The following is a 19,962-nucleotide window of genomic DNA, read 5'->3' as shown; positions in this document are numbered from 1 at the left end:
TGAATTGATTGAAATTTAGTTAGAAAGATGAAAAAACTATGACATATCTTCTATTTGGATTAATTAAAAATAACATATCTTTGCAATGAAAATCAAAGATAGATTGGTAGAGATGGTTGAAAATTATTCTTTAAAAGATTTAAAAATTGGTGAACAAGCTGTTGTAATTGGTTTTACGACTGAAGATGTTCCTGCAAAATTTTATGAAATGGGTTTTGTCCCAGGTACTAATTTACTGGTTAAAAACAAAGCTCCTTTTGGTGGTCCTATTTGCATCAGTATTGTATCGAACAAGTCTGTTTTAGCATTAAGAAGAAACGAAGCCGATAAAATCTTGATAACAAAGAAATAATGAATCATTATAAAATTGCCTTAATTGGTAACCCAAATGTTGGTAAAACTTCGTTATTTAATAAGCTTACAAATCTTCGTCAAAAAGTAGGAAATTATCCTGGTGTGACGGTAGAGAAACGTGAGGGGAATATTGAACGAAATGGAAACAAATTTTTCATTACAGATTTCCCAGGAACGTATACTATTTATCCAAGCTCTTTGGATGAAGAAATTGTTTTCAAAACTTTAGGAAACAAAACCGATAAACATTATCCTGATTTAGCCATTGTTATAGGTGAACCATCAAATTTAAAACGTTCGATTTTATTGTATCAACAAGTTCGAGATTTAGATGTTCCTGCGATTTTTGTCATTAACATGAAAGACGAAATCAAGAGCAAAGGCCTTAACATTGATTTACCAAAATTAGAAGATTTTCTTCAAACTAAAATATACTTAACAAACGCTCGTACAAGCGAAGGTATCGATGAATTGGTAGATGCTTTCACTAAAAAAGCAACCGATTACACTAATCATTATGCAATCTCGAAAGAATATCTTTCAGTCGTAGAGAATGTAAAAAATGAATTTCAATTAGATTCTAATTATCAAGCTTGGCAATATCTATCGCAAAAAGAAGTTCCTTTTCTATCAAAAGAGAAGCAAGATAAGTTAGAAGCAATAAAAAAAGAAAACGCTATTATTTCGAAGCGTTTACAAGTAAAAGAAGCTTTAGATCGAAATAAAATTTTAGAGGAGAAATTAAATACCATCATTTCTTATAAATTCGAAGGAAATGAAACTTTAACTGATAAAATTGACAAAATATTAATTCATCCAGTTTTTGGTTATGTTATCTTTTTAGGGATTTTATTATTAATCTTTCAAGCTGTTTACGCATGGTCAGCTCCATTAATGACAATGGTTGAAGACCTGTTTGGTTGGTTTGATGAAAAAGTAATTAGTTTTTTACCCGAAGGACCCATCAATGAAATTGTTGGTGGCGCTATAATACCAGGAATAGAAGGTATTGCTGTTTTTGTTCCTCAAATTGCCATTTTGTTTTTATTCATTTCGATTATGGAAGAAACAGGGTACATGAGTCGTGTTGTATATTTGATGGATAGATGGTTAAAACCTTTTGGATTAAGTGGAAAAAGTGTTGTACCATTAATCTCGGGCGCTGCTTGTGCAGTACCAGCAATTATGTCTGCGCGTAACATCGAAAATGACAAAGAGCGCTTATTAACGATACTTGTCACCCCATTTATGACGTGTTCTGCTCGTTTGCCTATTTATATCGTTCTGATTGCCTTGGTAATTCCTGACGAAAAAATATTTGGTTTCAGTTACCAAGCCTTGGCCTTATTTGTGATGTACATATTAGGTGTTGTTGGTGCTTTAGGAAGTGCCATTTTACTGAACTTAATTATAAAAGCAAAACATAAAAGTTTCTTGATTTTAGAGATGCCAACGTACAAACTTCCTGATTGGAAAAATGTTGGAATTAATGTATGGGAAAAAACATTAGGTTTCTTAATTGATGCTGGTAAAATAATATTTGCAATTTCGATTATTCTATGGGTTTTAGGAACATTTGGACCAGGAGAACAATTTAAAAATGCAGAAGAGATAGTTACTGCTCATCACCCAAAAATGGATGAAGATGATTTAGCCAATGAAATTGCTTCTTATAAATTAGAACATTCATACTTAGGAAGATTAGGAGCAGTTATAGAACCAGTTGTAGAACCGTTGGGATATGATTGGAAGATGGGAATTGGTTTGATTTCTTCCTTTGCTGCCCGTGAAGTATTTGTCGGAACAATGTCAACTGTTTATAGTTTAGGCGAAGTTGATGTGGAAGACGATGGTCAAAAAGATCGTTTACTTCATCGTATGCAATCAGAAATCAACCAAAATACAGGTGAACCTGCATATAATCTTGCAACAGGAGTTTCGTTGTTATTATTCTACGCTTTCGCAATGCAATGTATGAGCACTATCGCGATTGTAAAAAGAGAAACAAATTCTTGGAAATGGACACTGATTCAGACAGGATTTATGACTGGTTTAGCATACATTGTTGCATTTATTGCATATCATTTATTAAAATAATACTATGGACAATATTTGGATACAATATGGTTTTATTGCATTTCTTTTCGGATTTGCCATTTGGTATATTGTAAAATTAATAAGAAACTCATTTAGTTCAAAAGGAGGAGGTTGCTCCAAAGGATGTGGCTGTGCTCCAACTAAAGATGAATTTCAGAAAAAGGCTAACTCATAAAGTTAGCCTTTTTTATTTCAAAATTTCGGAGTATTTTTACACTAAAAAGAATTAGTATTTATCAATTATTTTATTGATTTCTAATTAGTTTTATTTCATTTATTCGGAATTATATTTTACAAAATGGACAATTGGATAATCATTTCTTTCGTTATTTCAGCTTTAATCATTTTAGGCGTAATTATTTACATTATCTCAAAAAATAAAAAAAATAAAATTATTCAAGAGATTGAGTTAAGTACGAATAATGATAAAATAAAAACTGTAAAGAACGAAGTTGCTGCTAAAAAAATTGTAGAAATTAAATCAACAGGAAATATAGAATCTGAATCTACTCCACAACAAGATATACGGGAAGAAAAAATCGTTAGTAATCTGAGTATCTCCTCAAAAACAGAAAACGATTTGTTACGAAAGTTAGAGCAATTTGAGAAAAATAATGATTTTATCAAAAAGGACATAAATCTTGCTGTACTATCAAAACAGTTTAAAACAAATACGAAATACCTTTCTGAAGTGATTAAAACTCATCGGCAAAAACCTTTTAATACTTACTTGAATGAGTTAAGAATAAACTATATCGTCAACCGTTTAAAAAATGAACCGAAGTACATCAATACAAAAGTGAGTTATTTAGCAAGTGACTGTGGATTCACTTCTCATAGTACTTTTACCACTATTTTCACTCAAATTATGAACGAATCACCTTCTGTTTTTGTAAAAAGAATAAAAGAAGAACAAAAAAAATAATAATTCTGTTTTATAAAAACATATCCTATTCATTTACAACCAGTAAATTAATTTATACCTTTCTTTTAAAATCTATATTAATAGAAGAGCTATATAAAAAAATCCTATCAAAATTAACTTTATATTTTTTTATTCTTGATTAAGATTCTATCTTTAATTTAAGATTATGTCTTATGCGAAAAATAGAACCAGAAATACTTGCACAAAAAATTAAAGAAGGTGATCGATTTGCCTTATCAAGAGCAATTACACTTGCGGAAAGTAATCGATTAGATGACCTTAATTTAGCACATCAAGTTATTAGTTTACTACCCACTTCCAAAACATCTAAAAGGATTGCTATTACAGGAATTCCAGGTGTTGGAAAAAGTACATTTATTGAGTCTTTAGGAAAGTATATCGTTCAACAAGGAGAAAAAGTTGCTATTCTTGCAATCGATCCAAGTAGCTCTTTGTCTAAAGGAAGCATCTTAGGCGATAAAACTCGAATGGAAGATCTATCCCGAGAAGAAAACGCATACATTCGTCCAAGCGCTTCTAATGGCTCTTTAGGCGGAATTACATCGCGTACCTATGAAGCTATTTTACTATGCGAAGCTGCTGGTTTCGAAAATATTTTAATCGAGACTGTTGGAGTTGGACAATCGGAAACACTTGTAAACGAGATTTCAGATCTTTTTCTTTTCCTACAACTTCCTGGTTCTGGAGACGATTTACAAGGGATTAAACGAGGAATAATGGAAATGGCAGATCTAATTTTTGTCAACAAATCCGATTCATTTCAAGAAAAATTAGTGAAAGATGCAAAATTAGATATTGTACGCTCATTACAGTTTTTACCAACAAAAGCATCTCAATGGAAAAGAAAATCGATTATCGGATCTGGATTAATCGGAAAAGGAGTTCCTGAGTTATGGGAATTGGTCCAAGATTATTTTACATTTATTAATGAAAACGATTATTATCGTTCAAATAGAGAAAATCAGCAACTAAAACAAGCTGAGCGATACACTATTGATTTGATTAATCAACATTATTTAAAAGCTTTAAAAGCTCATCCAATTGAACTAAACAAACACATTTCTGCTTTTGAAATGGCAAAAGATTGGCTAAACAATCATTCAGTTGAAATGACTATAAAATAAAAAAAGACAATCGTAATGATTGTCTTTTTTGCTCCTCCTCTTGGGCTCGAACCAAGGACCCTCTGATTAACAGTCAGATGCTCTAACCAACTGAGCTAAGGAGGAAAATCCGATATTTTGTAAATTTATTTTTAAGTCTTTGTTTGACTTTTTACTAAAAAAGCTCCTCCTCTTGGGCTCGAACCAAGGACCCTCTGATTAACAGTCAGATGCTCTAACCAACTGAGCTAAGGAGGAATGTTGCTTAATTGTGGGTGCAAATATAATAGTATTTTTTACACCCACAAAAAATATTTTAAATTTTATTGAAAAATCATATTGATAATATCATTACCGAAGATGAAAATCATTAATCCTAAGATAATTACAACACCAATCATTTGTGCTTTTTCTAAAACTTTTTCACTTGGTTTTTTTCCAGTGACCATTTCATAGATAGCAAAAACAGCGTGTCCACCGTCTAAACCAGGTATTGGTAGTAAGTTTATAAAGGCTAACCAAGCAGAAATCATTGCTGTAAATGACCAGAAAAATAACCAGTTCCATTCTGTTGGCATTTGTTTTACCATTCCAATCGGACCCGCAACTTGCTTACGACCATCTTTTACTTGGAATAACGTCCCAATACCACGTACTTGTGTTGCAATTGCTTCAAAAGGCTCTACAATTCCTTTTGCAATACCTTCTCCTATTGTATAATCTTCTCTCGAAATTAATGCTTGTACATATTCAGTAGAAGCATTAAAACCGATTGTACCATCTTTATCTACATTTACCATCAATTCAATAGGTTCACCTTTTCTTTCGATACTTAAAGAAATCGTTTTTCCTTTGTAATCTTTCAATTTGTTTTTAAAATCAGAAAATAAAGGTGTTGTAAACCCATCCACTGCAATTATTTTATCACCTTTTAATAAACCTGCTTTTTGGGCGGCACTATTATCCACGATAGAATCAACAACAGTTGGACTTTGCGGAATAAAGAAATTTCCTTTAGCATTCAAGATTTCTGTTCTAAAATCTTCTGTAATTGGTAATGATACTTCTTGTCCATCACGTTTTACATCTAAAGTTTCACCTCCCAACAAAGCTTCTTTGCCTATTTCGTTTAGTGCTTGATATTTTACACCATTTACACCAACAGGAATATCACCTTTCTGTAAACCAAATTTTGTTTGTGTTTCATTTGCTTCAATTCCATATTGCATTTTATTTACATCAATAAAACTTTCTCCTTGCGAAATAAAAAGTGCAGCATAAATAATCATTGCTAAAATGATATTGACAATAATACCACCTAACATAATAATTAATCGTTGCCAAGCTGGTTTTACTCGGAACTCGTAGGGTTTTGGTTCTTGTTTCATTTGTTCCAAATCCATGCTCTCGTCAATCATTCCCGAAAGTTTTACATAACCTCCAAGTGGTAACCAACCGATACCATAAACGGTATCTCCAATTTTCTTTTTCCAAATGGCAAATTTCACATCGAAAAAACAAAAGAAACGTTCTACTCGAACGCCAAACCATCGTGCTGTAACATAATGTCCAAGTTCGTGCAACATTACTAAAAGCATCAAACTAAGCATTAAGGTAGCTATCTGTATTAACATATTATTCTAAATTTGATTATGTTCTAATTTTTAAATGACTACAAAATTAATTGTTTTTATTTACCAACGCATTTTATTTTTTCCATTCTAAGGTTTCTAACAATTTTTTTACATCTTTCTTGATGTAATCAACTGCAGGAGCTAATGAATCTGGCTTTGGTTGAGTTTTGAAATATACCGAACCTGCCAAAAAATTCTTGAGGCTATCGGTTGCATGAAATTGAATGTTAATTGCGGATTCTCCTCCTAACTCATACATAGTACCAAAAACCTTTCTTTCTGGAAAAGAAAATTCTTGAGGCGAAATAAAGCTGGCTTTAACCGTCTGTTCTTGTACAAAGCTTTCACTTTCTTTAATTTGAATGATTAAATCTTGAGGTGATTGAACTGGAAAATAAGTTAAGTAAATCGTTGCTTTCATGCTTGGATAAACAATATTAAAAGAGTTTGTTTTTTTCCCTTCTATAATTTTCCCAAAATTAGAATATTGAAATGTATAAGGAACATTTTCTTTAAATGTAAGGTAAGTTTGCTTAGGATATTCAAGACGAACTTGTCCCAAAGGCTTGGCGATACCCTCGCTTTTATTACATGACACAAAAAAAATAGCACTACTACATAATGCTATTATAGTTTTAAAATTCATGGTATAACGTAAAACGTTAGATTTTGTAAAATTCATTTAATAATTTAATTTCTAAAAAGGCAAATCGTCCTCTCCTTCATCGATAAAAGGAGGTTCAATTGTTGTATTTTCTTGTGTTTTCTGAACTTTGTTTTGTTCGTTTTGCATTGCTTGTCGTTGCTCATGATCAATTTTTGGTGTTAAAAATTCGATAGAGTTGGCAACAATTTCTGTTGTATAACGCATTTGTCCATTATCGTCCCATTTACGAGTTTTGATACGTCCTTCAACAAAAACTTTATCTCCTTTTTTTAGATAACGATCACATAATTCTGCCAACTTATTTCGTGTCACAATATTGTGCCATTCTGTTTCAGTAATACGTTCTCCTGTCCTCGAAATGTACGATTCTGTTGTGGCAATAGGAAATCGTCCAATGCAATTTTGTTCATCAAAATGATGCAATTTTACATCATCACCTAAATTCCCAATCAAAAGTACTTTATTCGTTGTTCCATTCATAGCTATAGATTTTTAGTGGCTTGTAACATACAAAGTTAATCCAAATAATGTTTATTTATAAATTTTTCTATTGGTTTTGGAAGCGGATAATCTTCGAGATCATTTAGAGAAATCATTTCAAAATTATTTTCTGCTTTCATTTTTGTTATTTCATTTAAAGATACATTTAATTTCCAATATTTTATAAATAAATTTTGATGGGATAAAACATGTTTTTCTTCGTCTATGAAAGTTAGTTTATTTTCAAGATTTTGATCTAAAATCCAACCTTTATCCAATAAATCAGTTTCAGTTTCAATTTTAGGAAAAGTGAATAAATTTTTCCAAACATCATTACCCGTTCGTTTTGAAAAAGCAATTGTTGATTCATTTTCGATAATGATAAAATGTAAAAAGCGATTCGACACTTTTGTCTTTTTTAACTTTACAGGAAGTTCGGTCACTTTATTCAACCGAAGAGCTTCGCACGATTCGTTTAAAGGGCAAATTTCACACTTTGGTTGTTTAGGCGTACAAATCGTTGCGCCAAGATCCATTACGGCTTGATTAAAATCTCCTGGACGTTTTTTATCAATGATTTCTAAACCTAAATCCCAAAATATTTTCTTGGTTTTAGGTGAGCTTATATCATCCTCAATATTAAAATATCGAGCAAAAACACGAAACATATTACCATCTACTGCAGGGACAGCTTCATTGTAAACAATTGATGAAATAGCAGCTGCTGTATAATCTCCAATTCCTTTTAGTTTCTTTAAATCGTTGAAATTTGTAGGAAAATGTCCATTTAATTCATCAGAAATCACTTTCGAAGTGTAATGTAAATTTCTTGCACGCGAATAGTAACCTAATCCTTGCCAGAGTTTTAGGACTTTTTGCTCCTCTGCATTTGCTAAATCAAAAATTGTATCAAATTCTTGTATGAAATTATTGTAAAATTTCATACCTTGGTCAACCCTTGTTTGTTGGAGAATTATTTCCGATAACCAAATGCGAAAAGGGTCTTTTGTATGACGCCATGGTAAATCTCGTTTATTTTTGTCAAAATATGACAAAATCAGATAGTTGAAGTTCATAAAAACTATTAAAATGTTTTTTTGTTGAGATACATTCGTTATATTTGCACCCGCTTTCAAATTTAAGAATAATAAGAGGAATTATGACAAAGGCAGAAATAGTAAATAACATTTCAAGTAAATTAGGACTTGAAAAGAGCGATACTCAAAGAGTGGTAGAATCGTTTATGGAGGAGGTGATTAAATCATTAGTAGAAGGAGAAAATGTATACTTAAGAGGATTTGGATCTTTTACTATTAAAACTAGAGCAGAAAAAACAGGTAGAAATATCACAAAAGGTACGTCTATTATTATTCCAGCTCACAACGTTCCTACATTCAAACCAGCTAAGACTTTCATCGAAGATGTAAAGACTAGTGAAGCAAACGTAATCAAATAACAATAAAATAATTGTATCATGCCAAGCGGAAAAAAACGTAAAAGACATAAGGTAGCGACGCACAAACGCAAAAAACGTCGTCGTCTTAACAGACACAAAAAGAAAAAATAATTAGTAGCTCGCTATTAATAATTTTAGTCTTTTTACAAGATAGCACTTTTCAATGTAAATTTTGGAAAGTGCTTTTATCATTTTTAAAAACATAATTTTTTGATGAGTAAAGAATTAGTGATTTCAGCCTTAGCTGATCAAGTACGCATCGCAGTTTTAGATGAAGGTCGCTTGATGGAATTTCATCAAGACACTGCAAATGATGGCTTTGCAGTTGGCGACATTTACTTGGGTAAAATCAAAAAATTAGCTCCCAGTTTAAATGCAACCTTTGTTGACATTGGTTATTCGAAAGATGCATTTTTACATTATCATGACTTAGGTCCACAAATACGTTCGTCAAATGCTTACAACAAAATTGTAGCAAATGGAACGTACAAAACCGAAAAATTGAAAAACTTCCGTATGGAAAAACCAATTGACAAAGATGGTCTGATTACAGAAATCTTTGCACCAGGTGATTCCGTTTTAGTTCAAATTACAAAAGAACCAATCCATACGAAAGGACCAAGAATTACTTCTGAAATTTCAATTGCTGGTCGTTATTTAGTTTTAGTTCCTTTCTCGGAACGTGTTTCGATTTCACAAAAAATCAAACAAAAACCAGAGCGCGATCGTTTAATCAAAATTTTAGAAGGTTTAACACCCGAAGGCTTCGGAGTGATCATCAGAACTGTTGCTGAAGATAAAAATGCTGAAGAATTACAAGCAGACTTGGCTTATTTGTTGAACAAATGGACACAAGTTTTCAAAAATCTTCAGAAAAAGAAAGCTCCTTCTAAAATTCTTAGTGAAATGGACAGAGCTTCATCTATCTTGAGAGATAATTTTAACGATGATTTTGTTAAAATTTCTGTTGATGATGCTGAATTAGCTGACGAAATGCGCGAGTATTTGGAAGTCATAGCACCAGATAAAGTAAATTTGGTGAAAGAATATGAAGATCCTTTTGTTCCAATTTTCGAAAAGTTTAATGTCGAAAGACAAATCAAACAAGCTTTTGGTAAAACGGTAACTATTCCTCAATCTAAAGGTGCTTACCTCGTGATTGAACACACAGAAGCGTTACACGTAATTGATGTAAACTCGGGAAATATTTCTCGTAACTCTAAAAATCAAGAAGATTCAGCTTTTGCCGTAAACAAAATTGCTGCTTCTGAAATTGCACGTCAGTTACGCTTACGCGATATGGGAGGAATTGTTGTGGTCGATTTTATAGACATGACTGATGCAGAACATAAAAAAGAATTGTTTGAGCATCTGAGAGCTGAAATGTCGAAAGAAAAAGCAAAACATAAGATTTTGCCACCAAGTAAATTTGGATTGATTCAGATCACAAGACAACGAGTTCGCCCAGAGGTGAATTTTATAACGACTGAAGAAAATCCGAACCAAGAATCGAATGAAGTAGAAGCACCTATCGTTACAATTGATAAAATTGAACAAGTGCTCTTGAATATCCTTGACAGAAAAGATAAGGATTTACGAAAGATGTCATTGCATGTGCATCCTTTCGTAGCTGCTTATTTACAACATGGATTGCCAAGCATTCAGATGAAATGGTTTTTTAAGCATAAAAAGTGGATTAAGATTGTGCCAAGAGATGCGTACAAATACTTACAATTTAACTTCTTGGATAAAGATCATAATACACTTTACAACGAATCAAATTAATAAAAAAACCTGCTCTATTGAGCAGGTTTTTTTAAGTTTTGTCAACACCTTGTTTTTGAGATTCTTTAAACTTTTCATCAATTTTTCTGTAATAATCACCGATAAAAACTTTGAATTCCACATCATTCATTTGACCCCCTTTACTCGGTTTCTGAATTAATATTTTATTGTCAAGTTTGATAGATTCTAGTGTTATCGTTGTAAAAGTTGTTGGTTTTTCTATAACTGTAGATTTTACTTCTAAAATTAAACCTGGTAAATTATTATATTTATTAGGTCCACATTTACTTTTAATATCCTTTGAAAACCAAGCTTCTACAAGATGAATATCGTTGTTTAAGATAGCTTTTCTTACTTTATAACCATTAATAATTTTAATCTCTTTTGTAAGTTTCCAATCATTATTTTCGATTATATCACTAACCAAATAAGCTTTTCCATCAACGCTTTTTTCAATGATTTTTTCGTTAGAATTAAAATCTAAATATGTTTGTTTGTCAACTACATCTCCTTCAACGGTAAATATAGTCATTCTACTTCCCTGAGAATTATCAATTCGTTGAAGTTCTTTGGATAAACATTTATCTTTATCAACAAATAATTCATAGAATTTAGGTTTTGAATAAGCTTCTTCTAATTGTTTTGCCTTTTCGGGTGATGTATTTGAAATGGTTACAAAATTTCTAATTTCATATTCGACCTTGAATTTTTCTTGAGCAAAAGTCATGAAAGGAATAAAGAGCAATAGTAAGTATTTCATTTGTGTTAATTAAAAGTGAATTAAATATACTAAAAAAAATAGAGAACTAATTGACAAAAGCTTTTCGCGATTTTCTTTATTTTAGCTAACTTAATCCATTACGATGAAAAAAATCTTACGAATACTACTAAAATCCTTAGCTACTTTAGTATTACTTGTTATGGTATACTTGCTTGCAGTGGTTTTGTTGCCGTTAATTCCTGTGCACAAAGAAAAACAGAAATCAACAGATCAAATAACGGCTTATATTTTAACAAATGGTGTACATACAGATATTGTGGTTCCTGTGAAATCTGAAGCAATTGATTGGTCATTTTTCGTGCCATTTTCCGATACAAAATCGAAGAAAGAATATAAATACATTGCTTTTGGTTGGGGAGATAAAGGTTTTTATTTGGATACGCCAGAATGGAATGATCTTAAACTTACAACAGCTTTTAATGCTGCTTTTTGGTTAGGAGATTCAGCGATGCACACTACTTTTTATGATAATATGACAGTTGGCGAAGATTGCAAAAGAATCTCTTTGAGTTTAGAAGAGTATCAAAATCTGATCGTATATATTAAAAATTCATTTGATTTGGATCAAAATTCTAAAGTAGAATTGGTTGAAACAGATGCAGTTTATGGAGAGGGTGATGCATTTTATGAAGCGAAAGGAAGTTATAGCTTATTTTTTACGTGTAATACTTGGGCGTCAAGTGCCTTAAAAGCGGCAAATAAAAAAGCTCCTTTGTGGACAGCAACCCAACAAGGGATATTTTATCATTACAAATAACGTTGAATAAAATTATTTCTAATTCATTTTCAAAGAGTTGTTTGTTTTAGCGACTTTCAGCGCAAAAAAAAAATAGTTTTAAGATTTGGAAGTAATAAAATTTGCTCTATATTTGCATCACAATATCGATAACGATACTCCTCCTTAGCTCAGTTGGTTAGAGCATCTGACTGTTAATCAGAGGGTCCTTGGTTCGAGCCCAAGAGGAGGAGCAAAAAAGACAATCATTACGATTGTCTTTTTTTATTTTACAAATATTTAACACTACATCACACAACCTTTTCTCCTCTTAGATCATCTTACAAGTAGAAAACAAAAAATAAATTTAGTATGAAATTTAGAAAAGTATTTAGCATTTTAGCAATATTAATTGTTATGGTCTCATTTGCACAAAAAAATAATAAAATGGATTATTCGATGTACCCAGAAGCAAAAAAAGGTTACGAACAAAAAATTATCGTTCTTCAACCTCAAACGAACGAAGAAAATTATTCGGTTGAAATTTTTGCTGGTAAAAAAGTAATGGTTGATTCGTGCAATCGTTTTTTCTTAAGTGGAAATTTTGATCAGAAAACAGTAGAAGGATGGGGATATAATTACATCAATTTCGAATCGAATGGGAATGTCGGAGGAACTATGATGATGTGTCCAGATAATCAATCTGTAGAGAAAACAATCTACGCTCAGTCTTTACAAACACGTTACAACAGCAAATTGCCAATTGTAGTTTATGTACCGAAAGGTTATACGTTAGAATATAGAATTTGGAAAGCTGATGAAAAACTTAACTTGGTAAAATAATATTACAGATTTTAAATTGAAAAAGCTCGAGAAATTCTCGAGCTTTTGTATTTTAATGGAAAACCAATTGTGTAATAGTATAAATAATCAAACCAACAAGCCCTCCGACAAGCGTACCATTTATCCGAATAAATTGTAAGTCTTTACCAACTTCCAATTCTAACTTTTCGCTCAGTTCTTTTCCTTCCCATTTATCGACTGTATTACTAATCAAACTTTCTACTTCTTTCACATTTCTCAAAATCATGCGGTAAATAAAATGACGTACCCAACTATTAATTTTATCAATCATTTCTTGGTTATCATTCAAATTCTCGGTTAATTTTTTAATGTTTTTATTGATATAAACTTGTATCGCAGAATTTGGATCATCAAAGCTTTCTGTCAGACTTACTTTAAGAGTCAACCACAAATCTGAGGCATATCCATTTAATCTTTCTTTGGTGATAAACTCATCTCGAAGCGATTCTAATTTCAATTTCCAATCGGGCGATTCTTTTACATTCAAAATATTTTCTCGAATAATTCGTTCGATATTATGACGAACTGGGTGTTCTTTGTCATTCTCTACCTCATCCAAAAAACTCACCACTCCTTCCACTACTCCTTTTGAGATTTTTTTTCCTGCAAAGAATGAAATGACAGGATGTTTTTCGTTTAATTTATCTTTAATAATCAAATCACTTTCGATGATATATTCTTTGGCTTTCGGAATAATTGCTTCTAAAATTTCATTGTGCTTTTCTTTTTCGAGGATATATTCTAAACTTGTTGAAACCAATTCTGGAAGATCAAACTGTTTTAAAATCTCATCCCCTTTTAACGTGATAAAATCAACCACATCTTTATCATCTAAATCTTTGACAATCTTCTTCAAAAAATTAATCAATTCTACTTGTAACATTTCTTGATTAGTCGGTTTATTCAACCAATCAGCTGCATATTTCACCACTTCTAACTTAACGATATACGGACGAATAGTAGAAGGAGTTAAAAAATTATCTGTTACAAATTGCCCCAAATTATCACCTATTGCATTTTTACTATTTTCGATCAAATTTGTGTGTGGAATTTTTAGCCCTAATGGATAACGAAACAAAGCAGTAACCGCAAACCAATCTGCAAGTGCTCCAACCATAGCCGCTTCGGCAAATGACTCTACATAGCCAATCCAGTTTGCAGGAGAATATTGATTCAAATAAACCATCAAAAAGTAAACAAAAGCCATCAAGATAAATAATCCTGTTGCAATTGCTTTATGTTTTTTGAGGTTTTTTATTTTCTGAAGTTCAGTCATAAACGTATTTTGAAAGAATTGAAGCAAAAATTTAGCCAATCAAAAAAGCGGAGAATTCTCCGCTTACAAATTTATGTATATAATTTATTTACTTTCTTGAAAAACTAATAATGCTACATTTGCACTTGATAATAATCGTTGGCTGTGATTGATGGTAAACAAGCGTTCGAAAGATGTTAATTCTCTATGTACAACTCCTAAAACATCAATATTGTTTTGGGTACAAAAATTAATTAATCCTCCTTCTACATCTTTGTTGGTTTCTATCGTAACAATAGCTTCAGGATATTCGGATTGCCATTCTTTTTTAACGTTTAACATTTCTGGTGTAATTGACTTGTCATCGACATGAACAATATTCAACAATTTTCCGTAACGACTTGTCACTTCTTCCATCTCAGCCAAAGCCTTCGATTCGTTTTGGTGAAACAAGGTTGCAAAAGCAAAATTTCTTTCTTCCTTGAATTTTACTTGATTTGGAACAACCAACACAGGAACGGGTGAATTATTGATTACATTTACTGTATTCGAACCAAAAAACTTTTTACCTAAACTATTTTGTCCATTTGTTCCCATTACAACATATCGAATATTATCTTTATTGATAATGTCTAAAATCATTAACAATAAGTCACCCACAATCAACGAACTTTCTATTTTGACATGTTCTAAGTGATTTTCTTTTGCTATGTTTTTTAATTTATTGATATAGTTTTCAAAGTTTTCTTCTGTTACATCAAGATAATTTCTAAGATTAGGTTGTACCGAAACTAACTTGATATCTGTATTTAAAACTTTTGCGAGATTTAAAGCATATAAAAAAGCATTGTTTGCTGTTTCAGAAAAATCCGTTGGAAATAATATTTTAGCCATAATTTAATTCATTAATGTGTTCTATTCTTTTTATAAATTTACAATTAATATTATGTCTATCCATAAAAAAAGCCTTAATTTCTCAAGACTCTATTATTTTTTATTCGTTTTTAATAACCAAAGCGGCGCAAATCATTTTCTTTGCTTCTCCAATCTTTTCGCACTTTTACAAAAAGTTTAAGGAATACTTTCTTATCAAAGAATTTTTCTAACTCTTCTCGAGCTTCTTTTCCTACTTTTGATAACGATTCGCCTTTATGTCCAATAATAATTCCTTTCTGAGAATCTCGTTCAACATAAATTTCAGCTTCAATCGAAATTAAATTCAAATCTTCTTTGAATCGCTCTGTTACGACTTCTACAGAATAAGGAATTTCTTTTTGATAGTTTAATAAAATCTTTTCGCGTATCACTTCGTTCACAATAAAACGCTCTGAACGATCTGTTAATTGTTCTTCTGGATAATATTGCGGACCTTCTGGAATGATTGCTTTAATTTTATTAATCAACAAATCGACATTTACATTTTCCTTTGCCGAAATGGGCAAAATCTCAGCCTTAGGTAATAATTCGTGCCAATATTCTACCGCTTCATTCAAACGATCTGGTGTAGCAGTATCAATCTTATTCAACAATAAAATAATGGGTGTCGATGTTTTTTGCAGACGTTCAAAAACTTCTTCGTTTTTCAAACGTTTTTCTCCGATTTCCACAACATAAAGAATCACATCAGCATCTACCAACGACTCTTTTACGGCGTCCATCATTTTGGTTTGTAACTCATATGCAGGATCTAATACGCCTGGTGTATCAGAAAATACAATTTGATAATCTTCTCCTGTCAAAATACCTTTGATACGATGACGTGTCGTTTGCGCTTTGTGTGTCGCAATTACAAGACGTTCTTTCATCAACATATTCATCAAAGTAGATTTCCCAACATTTGGATTACCTATGATGTTTACAAAACCGGATTTAAATTTCTTTTCGTCTGACATTCTGCAAATTTAGTGATTTCTATAATATTATTTCAGATTAATATGTTGAAGAAAAGATTAATCTTCTAATGAAATTTTAGTTTCATAAAATTGATTTTGGTCTGTATTTTGAATAATTCTAATTAACATCAAAAAAAGATGACAAAAGTTATGGTTTTTTGAAAAATATGATTAATTTCATACAAGTGTTATGGAAAAATTAAATTAACCAAAATTTAAAAAAATGATGAAAGCAGAACTTATTGAAAAAGAAGAAGTAAGAAACTATAAGTTTTTAGATGCGCCAAAAGATGAAGTAACAGTAGAAGTAAATAAGTTGAATGGTGCTGTTAGATTAGGGAATGAATTCAAATCGAAAGCATATATCACTTTTCAAACGGATCAAGGTCCAAAGAAAATCGAAACAACTGTATGGTCTGTTATGGATAAATTTTTGCAAATTAAAAATGGTGTTTTGATACCTTTGAAATCTTTAATTGATATTCAATACTAATAATTGTTTATGACTTAAACTAAAATGGGGACACTACATGTAGTGTCCCCATTTTAGTTGTTATTGATTATCATCTGATTCATTTAACAATTTAATTAACTCTTTTCGAATAGCGGCTTTGTCCTTACTTTTTGGAAATTCTCCAATAAAAAAAGTTTGTTGTGGAACTTCATTGCGTTCCAATTCGCTTTTCTGAATATCAACATGTTCTGTAAATCGACTTTCTATCACCAAAGAAATCACATCCTCTGTACTTCCTTGCTTCGGAAAAGTCACTACATTAAAATTATAATCAATATATGGTTTTAGTTTCTCTTCTATCACTTCTAAATTGACAATATCTTTTCCATTTAGCTTGCATTCGTTTCCTGAAATCCATCTAAACTTCTTCTGATCATCAGAAATAACAGCTTGTCTATACAGATTTAAAGACTCATCTTCATAAGGCGAATTTAAAACCAAATGGCCTTTTTCATCTTCAGAAAGTTCTATTTTATCTAAAACAGTATACTCTATATCATCTATATTTTTTACTGCAATCGGAAAACCATTTGCGGTAAACACTTGGTAAAAACTTGTTTTTTTATGATCTTTTAATTTCTGAATCAACTCATGTGATAAATGATCACTTTCGATCGCAATTTTTTCTATTCGAGCTAAATCGTCAAATGAATTTTCTAATTGATTTTTTGTCAAATAAGCATAATTCAAAGCATAACCAATTTCGCTTTGATCCTCGTTAGTTAACGGAATTTTCACTTGATCCGAGTCTTCGTGACAATACAAATCTAATCCTCCTTCTATCGCTTGTACCAGGGATATTTCTCCTTCATTTTCTAACACAGATGAAATTAACAAAGACGAATCACCGCTCTTTAATCCTAAAAAACGATTCAATGATTGAAAAGTCTCATTTACAAACTGTCGATTAATCGTTGACGTATAAATATTATCTTCTTTCATATAATGAAAATTAAACATCTCATTTTTTCCATCGATTTTTTCCATCAATTCAAAAATATCATCCTGCCATTGAAAGGTATTCTTATCTTGAAATTCATTTAGAATTTCAGAAATCTTCTTTTTACTAAACTCTAATTTCATAATAACTATTTTTTGTGCGGTTTTAATATATTGATAATCAAATTCAATCAATAATTTGACCAAAGGCATTTCAATTTCTATATTTATTGCTGTTGTTGAAAAAAAGTTGAAAAAAGAGCTCTCAAAAAATGGTAATTTTATAAAATCTAATAGATTATTATTTATCTTAGCAAGATGAATCACAAAACAGATTTTTCGAATTTAAGATTTAAACGAAATCTAAATTCTAATCCATCACATATAGAGTCATTTGAGTTAGATAGCTTACAGGTAAAAAGTGATTACGATTATAATGATGTAAAAGATTTAAAACAATTGGATTTTTTACCTGGTGTTGCACCTTATTTACGTGGTCCTTATTCTACAATGTATGTTCGTCAACCATGGACAATACGTCAATATGCAGGTTTTTCTACTGCCGAGGAATCAAATGCTTTTTACAAAAGAAATTTAGCTGCAGGACAAAAAGGTCTTTCAGTTGCGTTTGATTTGGCTACACATCGCGGTTATGATTCTGATCACGAACGTGTTGTTGGAGATGTTGGAAAAGCTGGTGTAGCAATTGATTCTGTAGAGGATATGAAAATTTTATTTGATGAAATTCCATTGGATAAAATTTCAGTTTCGATGACAATGAACGGAGCTGTACTTCCTATTTTAGCTTTCTACATTGTAGCGGCTGAAGAACAAGGGGTTTCGCAAGAACAACTTTCGGGTACAATTCAGAATGATATTTTGAAGGAATTCATGGTACGTAATACATACATTTATCCACCAACACCTTCGATGAAAATCATTGCTGATATTTTCGAATATACTTCTCAAAACATTCCGCGATTCAATTCTATATCTATTTCAGGTTACCATATGCAAGAAGCTGGAGCTACTCCTGTTTTGGAAATGGCATATACATTAGCAGATGGTTACGAATACGTAAAAACTGGATTAGCTGCCGGATTAAAAGTTGATGATTTTGCTCCTCGTTTATCATTTTTCTGGGCAATTGGAATGAATTTCCCTCAAGAAATTGCGAAAATGAGAGCCGCTCGTATGCTTTGGGCAAAATTGATGAAGGAATTTGAACCTCAAAATAAAAAATCATTAATGCTAAGAACGCATTGTCAAACTTCAGGTTGGAGTTTAACAGAGCAAGAACCATATAACAATATTGGTCGTACAGCAATCGAAGCTTTAGCTGCTGCATTAGGAGGAACGCAGTCTTTACACACAAATGCATTAGACGAAGCCATCGCTTTACCTACCGATTTCTCAGCACGAATTGCACGAAATACGCAAATCATTTTACAAGAAGAAACACAAATTTGCAGAACTGCAGATCCTTTTGGTGGTAGTTTTATGATTGAGTCATTGACAAATGAAATGGCAAATCAAGCGTGGGAATATATTCAAGAAGTTCGCGAATTAGGTGGAATGACACAAGCGATAGAAGCGGGAATCCCGAAAATGCGTATTGAAGAAGCTGCTGCAAAAAAACAAGCCAAAATAGATTCTGGCGAAGTTGCAATTATAGGTGTTAATGCCTATCGTTCGAAATTAGAACAACAAGAGTTTGAAATTCTTGAAGTTGACAACACAACTGTTCGTCAAAAACAAATTGATCGATTAAATCAAATAAAAGCAGAGCGTAATAACGAAGCTGTTCAAGAGATATTAGCGCAATTAACAAAAGCTGCTGAAACAGGTGAAGGAAATTTATTAGAATTATCTATCGAAGCGGCTCGTCGTCGTGTAACGTTAGGTGAAATTTCTGATGCTTTAGAAACTATTTTTGGTCGTCACAAAGCAATTACAAGAGGAATTCAAGGGGTTTATGCTATGGAAGCAGGAAAAAAGAATAAATTTGAAGAAGCTCGCAATTTAGCAGACGAGTTTGCAGAAGAGGATGGTCGTCGCCCTCGTATTATGGTCGCAAAAATGGGACAAGATGGTCACGATCGCGGTGCTAAAGTTGTTGCAACATCATTTGCTGATATGGGATTTGATGTCGATATTTCGCCATTATTCCAAACACCAGCGGAAGTTGCTAAACAAGCAATTGAAAATGATGTTCACATTTTAGGAATTTCTTCTTTAGCTGCAGGACACAAAACATTAGTACCAGAAGTAGTAAAACTATTAAAAGAATTAGGTAGAGATGATGTATATATTGTTGTCGGTGGTGTTATCCCACGTCAAGATTATGATTACCTTTATCAAAATGGCGCAGATGCGATTTTTGGCCCAGGAACCAATTTAGCAGAATGTGCGTGCGAAATTTTAGAGAATTTATTGAAATCTTATAAATAAATCTATTTTAGTTTAAGTATTCCTGTCTA

Annotated in this window: 20 protein-coding genes and 3 tRNA genes; 12 read left to right on the top strand and 11 right to left on the bottom strand. The window is 31.8% G+C overall.

Annotation, left to right across the window (positions count from 1 at the left end; all coding sequences use genetic code 11):
- Window positions 1-85 precede the first annotated feature (85 nt).
- From IF125_RS02360 to meaB, 5 genes are all read left to right on the top strand, one after another.
- Window positions 86-352, top strand: a complete 267-nt coding sequence (locus IF125_RS02360) for a FeoA family protein (protein ID WP_225532484.1) — start codon at window positions 86-88, stop codon at window positions 350-352.
- On the top strand, window positions 352-2,451 hold the full coding sequence (gene feoB, locus IF125_RS02355; RefSeq protein WP_225541382.1) for a ferrous iron transport protein B: 2,100 nt from the start codon (window positions 352-354) through the stop codon (window positions 2,449-2,451). The genes IF125_RS02360 and feoB overlap by 1 nt, the downstream gene beginning before the upstream one ends.
- A 4-nt stretch (window positions 2,452-2,455) precedes the next feature.
- Window positions 2,456-2,626 (top strand): FeoB-associated Cys-rich membrane protein, encoded by a 171-nt coding sequence (locus IF125_RS02350; RefSeq protein WP_188319374.1) that lies wholly within the window; start codon window positions 2,456-2,458, stop codon window positions 2,624-2,626.
- Between the two features lie 123 nt (window positions 2,627-2,749).
- The gene (locus IF125_RS02345) at window positions 2,750-3,376 is read left to right on the top strand and encodes a helix-turn-helix domain-containing protein (RefSeq protein WP_225541381.1); all 627 of its coding nucleotides are present in this window, start codon (window positions 2,750-2,752) and stop codon (window positions 3,374-3,376) included.
- Between the two features lie 173 nt (window positions 3,377-3,549).
- Window positions 3,550-4,521 carry a methylmalonyl Co-A mutase-associated GTPase MeaB gene (gene meaB, locus IF125_RS02340; protein ID WP_225541380.1) on the top strand — a complete coding sequence of 324 codons (972 nt, stop codon included), beginning with the start codon at window positions 3,550-3,552 and terminating at the stop codon, window positions 4,519-4,521.
- A gap of 31 nt (window positions 4,522-4,552) precedes the next feature.
- Here the strand turns inward: meaB and IF125_RS02335 are convergent.
- The 6 genes from IF125_RS02335 to mutY all read right to left on the bottom strand — a co-directional run bounded on the left by IF125_RS02335 (window position 4,553) and on the right by mutY (window position 8,357).
- A tRNA-Asn gene (locus tag IF125_RS02335) sits at window positions 4,553-4,626 on the bottom strand.
- A 58-nt stretch (window positions 4,627-4,684) separates the two neighbouring features.
- A tRNA-Asn gene (locus IF125_RS02330) sits at window positions 4,685-4,758 on the bottom strand.
- 65 nt (window positions 4,759-4,823) lie between these two features.
- Complete coding sequence (gene rseP, locus IF125_RS02325; protein ID WP_225541379.1) at window positions 4,824-6,134, bottom strand: RIP metalloprotease RseP; 1,311 nt, start codon at window positions 6,132-6,134, stop codon at window positions 4,824-4,826.
- A 73-nt stretch (window positions 6,135-6,207) separates the two neighbouring features.
- Complete coding sequence (gldD, locus tag IF125_RS02320) at window positions 6,208-6,816, bottom strand: gliding motility lipoprotein GldD (protein ID WP_225541378.1); 609 nt, start codon at window positions 6,814-6,816, stop codon at window positions 6,208-6,210.
- Window positions 6,817-6,831: 15 nt separating this feature from the next.
- On the bottom strand, window positions 6,832-7,281 hold the full coding sequence (locus tag IF125_RS02315; protein WP_171623483.1) for a single-stranded DNA-binding protein: 450 nt from the start codon (window positions 7,279-7,281) through the stop codon (window positions 6,832-6,834).
- A gap of 35 nt (window positions 7,282-7,316) precedes the next feature.
- The gene (gene mutY / locus IF125_RS02310) at window positions 7,317-8,357 is read right to left on the bottom strand and encodes an A/G-specific adenine glycosylase (RefSeq protein ID WP_225532486.1); all 1,041 of its coding nucleotides are present in this window, start codon (window positions 8,355-8,357) and stop codon (window positions 7,317-7,319) included.
- A gap of 83 nt (window positions 8,358-8,440) precedes the next feature.
- Here mutY and IF125_RS02305 point away from each other — a divergent pair, with 83 nt between their 5' ends.
- Together IF125_RS02305 and IF125_RS02300 are read left to right on the top strand one after the other, a co-directional pair.
- Window positions 8,441-8,737 carry an HU family DNA-binding protein gene (locus IF125_RS02305; RefSeq protein ID WP_092909071.1) on the top strand — a complete coding sequence of 99 codons (297 nt, stop codon included), beginning with the start codon at window positions 8,441-8,443 and terminating at the stop codon, window positions 8,735-8,737.
- Window positions 8,738-8,950: 213 nt separating this feature from the next.
- A complete protein-coding gene (locus tag IF125_RS02300; RefSeq protein WP_171623485.1) occupies window positions 8,951-10,522 on the top strand; it encodes an Rne/Rng family ribonuclease in 1,572 nt (523 codons plus the stop codon).
- A 31-nt stretch (window positions 10,523-10,553) separates the two neighbouring features.
- Here the strand turns inward: IF125_RS02300 and IF125_RS02295 are convergent, their stop codons facing one another.
- Complete coding sequence (locus IF125_RS02295; protein ID WP_225541377.1) at window positions 10,554-11,282, bottom strand: GLPGLI family protein; 729 nt, start codon at window positions 11,280-11,282, stop codon at window positions 10,554-10,556.
- A gap of 103 nt (window positions 11,283-11,385) precedes the next feature.
- Between IF125_RS02295 and IF125_RS02290 the strand changes: the two genes are divergently transcribed.
- The 3 genes from IF125_RS02290 (at window position 11,386) to IF125_RS02280 (ending at window position 12,861) form a co-directional block, all read left to right on the top strand.
- Window positions 11,386-12,060 (top strand): TIGR02117 family protein, encoded by a 675-nt coding sequence (locus tag IF125_RS02290; protein ID WP_225541376.1) that lies wholly within the window; start codon window positions 11,386-11,388, stop codon window positions 12,058-12,060.
- Window positions 12,061-12,198: 138 nt separating this feature from the next.
- Window positions 12,199-12,272 (top strand) — tRNA-Asn (locus tag IF125_RS02285).
- Window positions 12,273-12,390: 118 nt separating this feature from the next.
- Window positions 12,391-12,861 (top strand): ecotin family protein, encoded by a 471-nt coding sequence (locus IF125_RS02280; RefSeq protein WP_225541375.1) that lies wholly within the window; start codon window positions 12,391-12,393, stop codon window positions 12,859-12,861.
- A gap of 52 nt (window positions 12,862-12,913) precedes the next feature.
- On the opposite strand, the gene IF125_RS02275 is transcribed toward IF125_RS02280, so the two are convergent.
- From IF125_RS02275 to era, 3 genes are all read right to left on the bottom strand, one after another.
- The gene (locus IF125_RS02275) at window positions 12,914-14,158 is read right to left on the bottom strand and encodes a DUF445 domain-containing protein (RefSeq protein WP_225539590.1); all 1,245 of its coding nucleotides are present in this window, start codon (window positions 14,156-14,158) and stop codon (window positions 12,914-12,916) included.
- An 84-nt stretch (window positions 14,159-14,242) separates the two neighbouring features.
- Window positions 14,243-15,031 (bottom strand): universal stress protein, encoded by a 789-nt coding sequence (locus IF125_RS02270; RefSeq protein ID WP_171623490.1) that lies wholly within the window; start codon window positions 15,029-15,031, stop codon window positions 14,243-14,245.
- Window positions 15,032-15,141: 110 nt separating this feature from the next.
- Entirely contained in the window at window positions 15,142-16,029 is an 888-nt protein-coding gene (gene era, locus IF125_RS02265; RefSeq protein WP_171623491.1) for a GTPase Era, read from the bottom strand.
- A 223-nt stretch (window positions 16,030-16,252) separates the two neighbouring features.
- On the opposite strand from era, the gene IF125_RS02260 reads away from it, so the two are divergent.
- On the top strand, window positions 16,253-16,522 hold the full coding sequence (locus IF125_RS02260; RefSeq protein WP_171623492.1) for a hypothetical protein: 270 nt from the start codon (window positions 16,253-16,255) through the stop codon (window positions 16,520-16,522).
- A 60-nt stretch (window positions 16,523-16,582) separates the two neighbouring features.
- Here the strand turns inward: IF125_RS02260 and IF125_RS02255 are convergent, their stop codons facing one another.
- Window positions 16,583-17,626 (bottom strand): hypothetical protein, encoded by a 1,044-nt coding sequence (locus IF125_RS02255; protein WP_225541374.1) that lies wholly within the window; start codon window positions 17,624-17,626, stop codon window positions 16,583-16,585.
- A 174-nt stretch (window positions 17,627-17,800) separates the two neighbouring features.
- Here IF125_RS02255 and scpA point away from each other — a divergent pair, with 174 nt between their 5' ends.
- The gene (scpA, locus tag IF125_RS02250; protein ID WP_225541373.1) at window positions 17,801-19,933 is read left to right on the top strand and encodes a methylmalonyl-CoA mutase; all 2,133 of its coding nucleotides are present in this window, start codon (window positions 17,801-17,803) and stop codon (window positions 19,931-19,933) included.
- The last annotated feature ends 29 nt before the right edge of the window (window positions 19,934-19,962 follow it).

Origin of the sequence: Empedobacter stercoris (assembly GCF_020281205.1) — a bacterium.
In the GTDB taxonomy this organism is placed as follows: domain Bacteria; phylum Bacteroidota; class Bacteroidia; order Flavobacteriales; family Weeksellaceae; genus Empedobacter; species Empedobacter stercoris.
The sequence above is the reverse complement of the archived record's forward strand: the minus strand, read 5'-3'. Positions and strand labels throughout refer to the sequence as shown.